At 66.8% G+C, this 12,041-nt stretch carries 8 protein-coding genes; 5 read left to right on the top strand and 3 right to left on the bottom strand.

Annotation, left to right across the window (positions count from 1 at the left end):
* Together KF715_02035 and KF715_02030 are read left to right on the top strand one after the other, a co-directional pair.
* Complete coding sequence (locus KF715_02035) at positions 1 to 726, top strand: hypothetical protein (GenBank protein ID MBX3735443.1); 726 nt, start codon at positions 1 to 3, stop codon at positions 724 to 726.
* Between the two features lie 59 nt (positions 727 to 785).
* Positions 786 to 2,084 (top strand): hypothetical protein, encoded by a 1,299-nt coding sequence (locus KF715_02030; GenBank protein MBX3735442.1) that lies wholly within the window; start codon positions 786 to 788, stop codon positions 2,082 to 2,084.
* A 51-nt stretch (positions 2,085 to 2,135) separates the two neighbouring features.
* On the opposite strand, the gene ispH is transcribed toward KF715_02030, so the two are convergent.
* A complete protein-coding gene (ispH, locus tag KF715_02025; protein MBX3735441.1) occupies positions 2,136 to 3,983 on the bottom strand; it encodes a 4-hydroxy-3-methylbut-2-enyl diphosphate reductase in 1,848 nt (615 codons plus the stop codon).
* Between ispH and pdxH the strand changes: the two genes are divergently transcribed.
* Complete coding sequence (pdxH, locus tag KF715_02020; GenBank protein ID MBX3735440.1) at positions 3,982 to 4,620, top strand: pyridoxamine 5'-phosphate oxidase; 639 nt, start codon at positions 3,982 to 3,984, stop codon at positions 4,618 to 4,620. The genes ispH and pdxH overlap by 2 nt on opposite strands.
* A gap of 30 nt (positions 4,621 to 4,650) precedes the next feature.
* Here pdxH and KF715_02015 read toward each other — a convergent pair whose 3' ends face one another.
* Complete coding sequence (locus KF715_02015) at positions 4,651 to 5,100, bottom strand: DUF5069 domain-containing protein (GenBank protein ID MBX3735439.1); 450 nt, start codon at positions 5,098 to 5,100, stop codon at positions 4,651 to 4,653.
* Positions 5,101 to 5,233: 133 nt separating this feature from the next.
* On the opposite strand from KF715_02015, the gene KF715_02010 reads away from it, so the two are divergent.
* Positions 5,234 to 9,127, top strand: a complete 3,894-nt coding sequence (locus tag KF715_02010) for a response regulator (protein MBX3735438.1) — start codon at positions 5,234 to 5,236, stop codon at positions 9,125 to 9,127.
* Positions 9,128 to 9,136: 9 nt separating this feature from the next.
* Here KF715_02010 and KF715_02005 read toward each other — a convergent pair whose 3' ends face one another.
* Entirely contained in the window at positions 9,137 to 9,385 is a 249-nt protein-coding gene (locus tag KF715_02005) for a hypothetical protein (protein MBX3735437.1), read from the bottom strand.
* Positions 9,386 to 9,545: 160 nt separating this feature from the next.
* Here KF715_02005 and KF715_02000 point away from each other — a divergent pair, with 160 nt between their 5' ends.
* Complete coding sequence (locus tag KF715_02000) at positions 9,546 to 12,038, top strand: ABC transporter permease (protein ID MBX3735436.1); 2,493 nt, start codon at positions 9,546 to 9,548, stop codon at positions 12,036 to 12,038.
* The last annotated feature ends 3 nt before the right edge of the window (positions 12,039 to 12,041 follow it).

Genomic DNA, 12,041 nt, shown 5'->3' with positions numbered 1-12,041 from the left:
GTGGAGAATAACCCGCCCGCTCCCACCGGCCTTCCGCCGCCGTTCCCGAAGCCCCCGAGTTTCGCGCCGCCCCCGGGCGTCATCACGCCCAAGCCTGCCAGTGGCGGGGCCAAGCCGCTCGTGCTGCCGCGGCGTGCCAGCCCGCTGCTGCGCGCACAGGAAGCGGCCGCAGCCACGAGTGCGGCGACGGTGGAGGCCCGCAAGTCGATCGACGCGATCCTCGCCCAGTCGCGGACGCCGTGGGGCGGGGAAACGCCGCAGCTCAGCGGCACCCAGGTGGACGAGTTGCAGAAGGCGATCCGGGCGCTGGAGGCGAAGCTCGCCGAGCGGGATTTGGCGGTCAACGAGGCGCAGGCCAAGCTGGCGGAGCGCGAGCGGGAGCTGGCCGAGGCCGAGGCCTTGCTGGCGGCCCGCGAACGCGTCGTGGAGGCGGCCCGCAAACAGACGACCACGGCCGGTCCGGCGGTTTCCGGCGAGCAGGTCGAGGCGATGAGGAAGCTGAAGGAGGAACTCGACCGGCAGGAAGCGGCGGTGAAAGAACAGCGCGAGGCCCTGCGGGAACGGGAGGAGTTTCTGGAGCAGAGCGAAGCCAGGCTCTTCTCGAAGATGCAGGAGCAGCAGGAGAAGGAGACCGAGCTGGAGCAGCTCGCCGACGATTTGAAGCGGAAGGCCCGGCAACTCGGCTTGGGAGGGGACGAACCGCCCGAAATCAGGGAAAAAGCGTAGGGAACAAGGTTTGAATTGGCTTTTCCAAGCCAACTTACTCTGCTTTCTCCCTTTCCTGAATGAACCTTCGTCCCGTTTCCACGGTGGCCCTGTTGGCCGCGCTCGTTGCCCCGGCTTTTGCGCAATCTGCATCGTCCACCGACGAAGAGGCCAATCTCGCCCTCACGCTCCCCACCGACGAGTGGTATGTGCCCAAGAACAACCTCAACTTCGGCATTCGCATCTTGAACAAGGGCGCGGCGGTGCGGTTCGGCAATCTCGGCAGCATCTCCAATGTGCGCACGACGGGTCCGGACGCTTCGGGCAACTACGTCTACGACACCGGCTATGTGAAGAAGGACGCGCTGCGCGATCCGTTCGAGACCAAGACCGCGCCGGATCCGGACACAAAGGTGGGCACTCCGACCTTCTACGGCGAGCCGATCGGCAATGGCCGCTATCGCGCGCACCAAGTCACGCGCGCCGAGGAAGGTGGTCCATTGACCGACAAGGTGGTCGGCGAGGGGCTCAGTTACGATGCCGCCTTCAGCCGCGAGTGGTCGGCTTCCTCCACCAGTTTGATTGACGGTTCTCTGCTCCGCATGAGCAACTACAGCGCCACTTCCGAAGGCGCGTTCGCGGAGAAAGAGGAAGGCGCGAACAGTGGCATCGAACTCTCGATGTCGCGCGTGTTCGGCAAGCTCGGCAAGCGCCTCGAATGGGGCATCGCCGGAGGCATCGCGCTGAACCCGATCAACGCGAAGACGGGCGGCGCCGTGCGCGCGACACTCTCGGTCTACAGCGACTATTTCCGCATCGGCGGCACCTTGCCGGATGGCGTGAAGAGCGGCCCGACTTTCACGGATTTCGACACGACCGTCGACGGCGACGACCAGTCGCTTGAAACGACGGTGCCGGTCGGCGCGGCGCCCGATACCACCGTCGCCGGCACGGGCAAGACCGTCACCACGGTCGGTGGCGCCACGATCGACGGAAACTGGAAGATCAAGGGCGCGTATTTCCTCATGCGCGTCGGCCCCCAAATCCGGGCCCAGTTGACCGAACGGCTCGGCGTGAGCGCGAGCCTCGGCATGGCCGGCGCGTTCAGCGGCACGCGTTACTCGGTCGTCGAAAGTCTCACGGTTTCCGACCTGCCCACGCCGATCACCGAAGAGGCCGACGATTCGAAGAGCGCGTTCCTCGGCGGCATCTATGCCGACGTGAACCTCGATTGGGCGGCCACCGAGCGCACCGGTTTCTATGCCGGCGTGAACATGCAGAAGTTCGGCTCCTACGACATGGAAGTCGGCGGGCGCACCGCGAAGATCGATTTCGGCAACGCGGTCGGCATCCGCGGCGGCATGAACTTCAAGTTCTGACCCCGCCGCGCCATCGCACCACTCCTGAGCCGGGCCCTATCGCCCGGCTTTTTATTGCTCCAGATCGGCGAGGACCGCGTCGATCGAGCGCAGCTCCGCGGCGGGGAAAAAGGAGTTGATGCGCGTGATCACCTGCTGGACGAGGCCGTCGGGGCACGAGGCGCCGCCGGTGATGAGCACGCGCTTGGGCGCCATATCGCAATCCTTCCACAGCGGGTGGACTTCGGTGTGCCCGCCTTTGCCGTGTCCGCTCGCGGGGAAAACGTAGTGCTCGATCTGGCAACGAGAGCGGATGCTGGACTCGGATTGGATGAAAAACGCGCGGCTGCCGAGCTTGTGCTCGCACACGCGGTAGAGCTGGTAGGTATTCGAGGAGTTTTTGCCGCCCACGACGAAGGCTGCATCGAGCGGCTCGCCCAGTGCGCGGGCGAGGGCGTCCTGGTTGACCTGCGTCGCGTAGCAAAGCGTGTCCTTCTTGCCCGCGCCGCCGACATGTTCGAGTCCGCTCTCCGCGCCGTATTTCGCGGTGAAGACGGTCTTGAAGTAGTCGATGATGCTCGCCGTCTCGTTCATCAGGAGCGTGGTCTGGTTGACGACGGCAACGCGATCCAGGTGCAGCGTGGGATCGAAGCCGGGCGTGGTCTTGCCCTCGAATTTTTTCAGGATCGCGGCGCGTCCGGCCGGTGTGGGCTGGGCGATGTAGTCACCGAGCAGCCGAGCCTCGTCGAGCGAGCGAATGATGATCGCCGGCGCGTAGCGGCGGGTGTTGGAAAAGGTGGCTTTCGTCTCCTCGTGCTCGCTTTTGCCGTGGATGACGACGGTGAAGCCTTCGCGGCCGAAGGCGCGGGCCGCTTTCCAGACTTTTTCCACGAGCATGCAGGTGGCGTCGTATTGGGCGACGCGAATGCCTTTGCGGATGAGGCGTTTCTTGTCCTCGTCGGTCGCGCCGAAGGCCGGGATGATCACCACGTCCTCGCTGGTGAGGGAATCCCACAACCACGGCTCCGGCTGGTCGGCGCTCGCAGGCCGGCCGCTGACGGTGAAGGGCACGCCTTTGTCCGTCTGCAGGTAGCGCAGGCCGCGGCGGAGGAGGTCTTCGTTCACGAACGGATTGTGGATCAGTTCGCTGAGCATGAAGACGCGGCGGCCGGGATTCTCCGCGAGGGACTCGTAGGCGCGCTCGATGGCGTTCTTCACACCGAGACAGAAGCCGAAGTGGCTGGGGATGACGTAGCGCACAGCGCCGAAATCGAGCACGGCGGGTGCGGAAGCCGAGCGCTCGTTGGTGCGCGCGAGGGCCTTGATGGCTTCGCACAGCTTGCTCTGGTAGAGGCCGCGGGCGTCGTCGTCCTGCTGGTAGATGGAGCGGTTGCGGTCTTTCTCGACGCGGAAGCGATAGATGTAGTCGTTTTCGCCGAGATGCAGGTAGGGAATCTCGATCAGATGGGGCTCGAGGCGCGGCAACACGGCGGCGAGCAGCGGGTCGAGACGGTCGCCCTGGCGCTCGAGCTGTTCGATCGAGCGAAACGCAAGGTCCCCCGCCGCCTGGGTGGAGACCTGCACGAAGGAGACGGCCCACTCCGTGCCTGCGTGCGTGAAGGAAAAATACTCCGCCGGCGCCGTGCTGGTCGGGAAGGCGCGGTTCAGGTCTGCGCCGGCATGTTCGCCGGCGAAGGGCAACTTCACGCGCGCGCTGTCCACGGCGACCGCGAGTTGGTTGCTCGGGTTGAACGCGAGGAGGAGCGGGAGGCGGGCGGTGGCGACGGACACAGCTCCGACGGAAGCACAACCGCGAGGAGCGTCAAACTTCCTGTCGCACGTGTCGCGACCGCGCACTGTGCTGGCCGCCCGCGCCGGCTGCTTGCGTCGGACCCGCGAAACCGCGAGGCTGCACGGCATGAATTTGCAGGAACTCCGCCGCAACTACGCGTCGCGCTCGCTCGATCTGCCCGACCTGAATGCCAGTCCGTTCGCGCAGTTCGATCTCTGGATGCGGGAGGCGATCGAGACGCAGGTGCTGGAGCCGAACGCCATGTCGCTGGCCACGGCCGATGCATCTGGGCGTCCGAATCTGCGCACCGTGCTGCTGAAGGGCTTCGACGAGCGCGGCTTCGTTTTCTACACCAATTACGAGAGCTCCAAGGCCCGCGACCTCGCAGCGAATCCGCGCGTGGCGTTGATGTTTCCCTGGCTGCCGCTCGAGCGGCAGGTCGTCGTCACCGGCACGGCGGAGAAGATCGGTGCGGCGGAGTCGCTGAAGTATTTTCTGTCGCGGCCGCGCGACAGCCAGATCGGTGCATGGGCATCGCGGCAGAGCTCGGTTATCACCACGCGCGCGTTGCTCGAGCAGAAGTTCGCGGAGATGAAGGCGAAGTTCGCGCAGGGCGAGATTCCGCTGCCGACCAATTGGGGCGGCTATCGCGTGACGCCGGGAAGCTTCGAGTTCTGGCAGGGCCGGCCCAACCGGCTGCACGACCGGTTCATGTATCGCCGGCAGGCCGAGGGAAAGTGGACCGTCGAGCGGCTGATGCCGTGAGGCAACGCCGACGCGGACGCGAGGCCGGCTTCAGGCTTTGCCGCCGAAGCTGAAGTAGTCGTCGAGCTCCAGCCGGTCGAACATCGTGCGGATGTCGTCGCGTTTCGGCGCCATTTTCCGGATGTGCTCGGCGAAGGTCTCGTGACGCGTGACGTCGCCGGGCGCGAGATTCTCGAGCCATTGCGACCAAGCGAGGATTTCCCATGCGGCGCGTTTGGGCTGCTGGCTGGATGCGAGCCATTCGAGCATTTCCGCGTCGCCCTTGCCTTCCTTGACGGCGGCGAGCAACGCGTCGGCCGTCACGCCGGCGAAAGCGAAGAAGCGCTGGTCGAGCGGGCAGTTCCAGTTGTATTCGCCCATTTTTCCGGCGAGTTGGGCGCGGGCCTTGTCGAGGAGGCGGGGCAGGTGAGCGTAGCCGCCGAGGCGGGCGCGGGGACTGCGCGGCGGATGCTGGCTCAGGTCAGGTGTCGAGTAGTTCATAAAATCGAAACGAAGCTGGACGACTGGAAAGCGCCGCGAAACAGTAGGGCCAAGGGGCCCTACGAATCACGTGACACTCACAGGACGAACTCTCGCACACGCCCGCAAGTCATTCCTTGCCGCCTGCTTCCTTGTGACGAGCACTGTGCTGGCTCAGCGGGAGATTTTCACGGCGGCGACGGCCGAGTATCAAGTGCGCGTGTGGACGGTCGAGGCGGGATACCCGCATGTGGCGCCGACCTGCATCGCGCAGACGCCGGACGGGTATTTGTGGATCGGTTCGTATTCGAACCTGACGCGGTTCGACGGCATGCGTTTCGAGGTGATCGCGCCGCCCGATGTGCCGGCATTGCACGACGGCATGGTGTTGCAGTTGCTGGTCGCGCACGACGGTGCCCTGTGGCTCTCGGGCAATCGCGGCGTGGGCTGCCTGCGGGATGGGAAGTGGCGCTGGTTCGGCGCGGAGCAGGGGTTGCCCATGGAGCCGTCGCACTCGTTGGTCGAGTGGAAGGGCCAGATCCTCGTCACCTTCGGCGGCAAGGCGTTCGCTTGCGCGGACGGCGAGCACTTCCGCAATATGCCGCTGCCGGACATCGGGCCGCGGACGATTCAGGGCTCCGCGCTGGAGACCGATGGCGAAGGCAATCTCTGGCTCACGCAGCCGCAACGCATCTGCCGGTGGCGGGACGGCCGTTGGGAGGAAGTGTTCCAGTCCACCGATCCGCGGGAGCAGCTGGGTGGCATCGCGCGTTCCGCGCGGGGCGGCGTCTGGATCGCGATCCGCGGCCGGATTGTGCGCTGGCAGGACGGCGGCGTGGTGGAGGATTTGCCGCGGCCCGAATTTCTGCCGCCCGACTACATCCGGTTGTTGGAGGATTCGCGTGGCCGGCTCTGGATCGCCAGCTCCACGCGCGGAGCCTACGCGCGTCTGGCGGCCGGCCAGTGGCTCCGCACCACGATGGAGGAAGGGCTGGAAAACGACGCCGTGCAGGCGGTGTTCGAGGACAACGCGCGCAACATCTGGCTCGGCACGAACGGCGGCGGACTCGCCCGCTTGCGGCCGAATCGCGTGCTGACGCTCGGGCGGCAGGCGGGCCTGAAGCAGCCGGTCGTCAACAGCGTGCTCGAAACCGGCCCCAACGAGTTCCTGGTGGCGACGCACGGCGGCGGCGTGGTGTTGCTGCGCGACGGGGTTTTTCAGCCGGCCCCCGGACTGCTCGGCGAGCGATTCAAGCCGACCGGTTCGTGGCCGATGACGCTCGAGCGCGATGCGCAGGGACATATTTGGGCGGGCACGTTTGGCGAGGGCGCGCTGGAGGTCAGCGACACCGGTGCACGACTTCATCCACGTTCGGGGACGGGCGACGAAGTGGTCTATGGTCTGCACGCGGCGCGCGACGGCACGCTCTGGCTCGCGACGAATACCGGTGTCGCGAGCGAGCGCGCCGGCCGGTTTCGCGTCTACACGGCGGCGGACGGCGTCCCGGCCACGCGGTTCCACGCGCTGGCGGAGGATTTGGATGGGACGATCTGGGCGGCGAGTCGCTCGGCGGGCTTGTTTGCGTTCAAGGCGGATCAAGTGCGCCACGAGGCCGTCGCGGATCGCGCCACGGGTGTCGAGGCGGTGCATTGCGACGCCGCCGGACGCTTGTGGGTGGCGTGGGAAGACGGCGGGCTGGCCGTGCGCGTGAGCGGCGTCTGGCGGCGGCTCACCGCGGCATCGGGCCTGCCGCCGGGGATCGCGCAGCTGATTTTCCACGACGACGACGGCAACATCTGGGCCGGCACCGAGCGCGGATTGCTGCGGATCACGCACCAGTCGGTGGAGCGCTGGCTCGCCGGCGGGCCGCCCGCGTTGGACTTCGTCCTCATCGATCAGACTGACGGATTGCCTTTCGCTCTGCGCGACGGCGTTTCGCCGCTCTGGCGGCGAGTGAGCGATGGACGTTTCGTCATCGCGACGATGCGCGGCGTGACGTTCCTCGACCCACGGCAACGCTTCGAGGTGGTGCCCGTGGCGCCGACTTTGCTCACGGGCTTGGAAATCGATGGCGTCCCGCGGCCGGCGGGGCCGATGGAGCGGGTGGAACTGCCGGCTGGCACGCGCCGGGTGTCGGTGAGCTTCTCCGCCGTCAATCTCACTGATGCGGAAACGCTGCGCTTCGAGTATTCGCTCGATGGCGGACGCAAGGAGTGGCGCGACGCCGGGCCGAATCGTCGCGTGGATCTCTTCGAACTCGCGCCGGGGAGCTACCGTTTCGCCGTGCGCGCGGTCGGTCGAGATGGGCGGCGCGGTCCCGCTGCAGAGATCCCGGTGCTGGAGCTGGCACCGCATTTTTGGGAGACGCTCTGGTTCCGCTACGGGGGCGTTATTCTGCTCGCGACGCTGGTGGGCGCCGGAGCGTGGACCGCGCAGAGTTTGCGGCTGCGTCGCCAGCGCGAGCGACTGGAGCACGAGCGCCTCGTCGCCGAGGCGCAGGCGCGCGCCGAGCACGAACGGCGGGAGAAGGAGGCCGCCGCCGCCGCCAGCAAGGCGAAGAGCGATTTTCTTGCCACCGTCAGCCACGAGATCCGCACGCCGCTGAACGGCATCGTCGGCTCGGCCGATTTGCTCGCCGACACCGCGCTCGACGCCACGCAGCGGGAATTCCTCGACGCGTTGCGGGTGAGCGCGGGCGGCTTGCTGACGCTGCTGAACGACGTGCTGGATTTCTCCAAGATCGAGGCGGGGCACGTGACGCTCGCGCGGGAGTCGTTCGAGCCGCGCCAGCCGGTGATCGATGCCGTCGAAACGTTGCACGCCAAAGCGCTCGAAAAGGAGCTCGAATTGACCTTGGTGCTGGCGCCGGACCTGCCGGCGATGGTCGTGGGCGACGCGGGGCGTTTGCGGCAGGTGCTGCTCAATCTCGTTTCCAATGCGATCAAGTTCAGCGAGCGCGGGCACATCGCGGTGCGAGTGACCCGCGAGCCCGGTGCGGCAGCCGGCGCGGAGCGAATCCGGTTTTCCGTCACGGACACGGGCATCGGCATCGCGCCGGAAGCGCGGGAGCGGTTGTTCGACAAATTTACCCAACAGGATACCTCGTCGACGCGTCGTTACGGGGGCACGGGGCTCGGACTCGCCATCTGCAAGCACCTCGTCGGGCTCATGGACGGGGTGATCGAGGTCGTCAGCGAGCAGGGCCGCGGGTCGACGTTCGCCTTTGCGATCGAGATGCCGGTGGAACTACCCGCGGTGGTGATGCCGCCGCGTGGATGGCGCGTGCTCGCGATCGATGATCTGCCGGCTGCCGCCGAGGCAAGCGTGGCGCTCGGCGCGCGGACAGGGGTGGAGGTCGTGGCGGCGGGCAGCGTGGCCGAAGCGCGCGAGCGCCTGCGGAGCGGCGCGTTCACGGCCTTGTTGGTCGACATCTCGGTCGCGGTGCTCGAGCGCTCCGCGCTGCGGGAGCTGCGCCAGACGCTCGCAGCCAATGTCCCCGTGATCCTCGCTGCGCCGTGGGGCTACGAGCTCGAGGACGCCGCGGAGCTCGCGCCTGCCGGGCTGGTGCGCAAACCGATGTTGCACCCCGAATATTTGGTCGAGGAACTCAACCGGCTGCGCCGCCCGGCACCGCAGCCATCCGCGCCAGGGGATGCGATGCCGGCGAAGCTCGCGCCGCGCACCATCCTGCTGGTCGAAGACGACGAGGTGAACCGTTACATCGCGAAATCCATGCTCGAGGCGCTCGGTTGCGTGGTCGACGTGGCGGTCAACGGCGACGAGGCGATCGCGCGCTCCGCCGAGCGGCGCTACGATCTCATCTTCATGGATTGTCGCATGCCGGTGCGGGATGGCTACGAGGCGACCGCGGCGATTCGGCGGCGGGACGGGTCGCGGACTCCTCCGATCGTGGCGCTGACGGCCAACAGCAGCGTCGAGGACCGGACACGTTGCGAATCGCTCGGCATGGCGGGATTCCTATCCAAGCCGGTGCGCAAGCACGACCTCGCGAGCGCGGTGGAAAAATTCTCGCGACCGCGCAACTGAGCGGGCGGCTCAGCTTTCCTCGGCTTCGGAGAAGTCGCCGGCGTCCTCGCCCCCGGCTTCGGCTTCGAAGAAGCCTTCGTTGTCGAGGATGCGCATCGTCTGGTCGATGACGGCCTTCTTGTCGGCGGGAGCGAGCGAGCGGTGGTGCAGGGTGAGGTATTCCGCGATGCCGGCTTTGGCTTCGTCCCGTTTGCGCACCCCGGCGAGGAAGTCATCGGCCTGATCGCAGATTTCGTTGGCGATGGTCTTCGGATCCATGCGGGGAAAATAACCGCTTCCGCGCCGAAGCAAAGTCGCGTGTTGGGGAGCGAAAATTTTGTTTGCGGCGACCTGGGCGAAATACCCGACGGTGGGCTCGGTGGCCGGACGCGCGGGGAAACGTTGTAACTTCGCTCCGATTTGCTGGGTTATCCCGACCATGCCTTCCCCCCACGCTTCCGCGCCGGGCTCCAGCGGTTTGCTCGCTGGCGTCCCGGGCGACCTTCGCCATGCGTTCCGGTTGCTTTGGAAAAGCCGCGGGTTCGCCGCCACGACCCTGCTCACGCTCGCGCTGTGCATCGGCGCGACGACTGCGATCTTCTCGACCGTGTATTCACTGATGCTCAAGCCGCTGCCGTTCGACGAGCCGGACCGCATTGTCGAACTTTACACCTCCGCGGCGAAGGCCGGCCTCATGCACATGCCGGCCAATGTGCCGTTCTACCTCGACTATTCGAAGAATGCCACGTCCTACGAGACGCTCGGCCTGTGGTCGTTTTCCTACAACATGGTGGGCGAGGAGGGCGCGGTGGTGCGCACGCCGTTGGCCAAGGCGACGGCGGAGATTTTTCCCATCCTCCGCGTGCAACCGATCCTCGGCAGCTTTTTCACCCAGGAACAGAACAAGCCGGGCGCGGATCGCGTCGCCGTGCTGACGCAGTCGTATTGGCGCGCGCAATTCAACGAGAGCCCCGAGGTCATCGGGCGCGAAATCCGCATCGACGGCGACGCCTACAAGATCATCGGCGTGGCGCCGCGGACATTCGAGGCCTTCGACGCGCGGGTGAAATTCATCCTGCCGCTGAGCTGGCCCGCGGCTGCCGAGAGTCCGCAAGGCCGTTACGGCGTTGGTATCAACCTCTACGGCCGGCTGAAACCCGGCGCGACCGCCGGCGCGGCGGACGCCGAGGCGAAGACACTTGAGAAAATCTACGTCGATGCGGGCCCGCCGGCGCTGAAGGCCTTCGCCGAGCGCTCCGGCATGACGATGAACGTCGGCGGCGTGCAGGATCAGCGCGTGCAACCGGTGCGGCCCACGTTGCTGCTGCTGCAGGGCGGCGTGGCGTTCGTGCTGCTGATCGGTTGCGTGAACGTCGCCAACCTCCTCCTCGCGCGCTCGAACGCGCGCCAGTCGGAGCTCGCGATTCGCTCTGCGCTCGGCGCGAGCCGGCGCATCATCGCACGCCAATTGCTGCTCGAGAGCCTGCTGCTCACCGGCCTCGGCGCCGTGCTGGGCGTGTTGCTGGCGTGGGGCGCGCTCAAGGCGACGAATTTCTACCTGGCCAAAATGCTCCCGCAGGCGCTCGCCGCGACGATCGACCTGCGCGTGCTCGGCTTCGCTGTCGCGCTGGCACTCGTGGTCGGCGTGCTGATCGGACTGATTCCGGTTTTCCATGTATTGCGGACCAACCTCGCCGAGGTGATCCAGCGCGGCACGCGCGGCGCCTCTTCAGGGCGCGGCGTGCGCGCGTTGAGCGGCACGTTGGTGGTCGCGCAGATCGCGGTGGCGTTGATGCTGCTGACGGGCGCGGGTCTGCTCATTCGCAGCTTTGCCAAGGCGCTCGATGTGAGTCCGGGCTTCGATCCTTCGCACGTCGTCACGGGGCGCATCGCGCTGCCGCAGGCGCACCGGGCGAGCGACGAGGCGGCGAACAAGATTCGCGAGCGGCTGCTGGCGTCGTTGCGGGAGATCCCGGGAGTGAGTTCCGTCGCGCTCGGTTTCGCGACGCCGTTCCAAGGCGGGTTGCCGATCAACGCCTTCACGCTCGAGAACGACACGCTGCCGCCCGGCGCGCCGCAGCCCGGCGCGTTTCGCGTGGTCGTGACGCCGGGCTATCTGGAAACGCTAGGGCTCAAACTCGTCGAGGGGCGCTTTTTCGAGGAGGCGGATCTCGCGCCAAACCGGCGCGTTTACGTCGTGGACGAGAGTTTCGCGAAAAGATTCTTCCCGGGACGCTCAGCGCTCGGCGGGCGCTTCACCTTCGGGGCCCGTCCGGAAAAGGACGCGGACTGGCCGTCGATCGTCGGCGTGGTGAAGGACCTGCCGCACAACGGCGTGGAGGAAAAGAGCGGGAATCCTTTCATCTACCAGGTCATGCAGGGCGGCCGGCCGGGCGGGCTGACGCTGTTCCTGCGCACCGAGCGGCCGGCGGCGGATGTCGTCGCGTCGCTGCGGGCGAAGATGAAGGAGATCGATCCCGCGATCGCCCTCTTTGACACGGGAGCGATGGCGCAGGTCGTCGACTCGTCCTACGACAATCGCCGCGCCGTCATGCTCTTGCTCGCGGCGTTCGCGGGCTTGGCGCTGTTCCTCTCCGCGCTCGGCATCTATGGCGTGCTCGCCTACGACGTCTCGCAGCGCACGCGCGAGATCGGCGTGCGTGGCGCGATCGGCGCTTCGCACGGCGAGATCATCGGTCTCATCCTGAAGCAGGGTCTGTGGAAAACCGGCCTCGGCATCGTGCTCGGCTTGGCCGGCGCCGCTTTGCTCAGCCATTACATGACCAGCCTGCTGTTCGGCGTGAAACCGACGGAGCCGATCGTGTATGCCGTCGTGTCGCTCGTGCTGATTGTAGTGGCGCTGCTCGCCAGCTATCTGCCGGCTCGACGCGCGGCGAAGATCGATCCGCTCGTGGCGCTGCGTGACGAGTGAGGC

This window comes from Candidatus Didemnitutus sp. (assembly GCA_019634575.1).
Classification (GTDB): domain Bacteria; phylum Verrucomicrobiota; class Verrucomicrobiia; order Opitutales; family Opitutaceae; genus Didemnitutus.
Note: the sequence above shows the minus strand (reverse complement) of the source record. Positions and strands in the feature narration are given on the sequence as shown.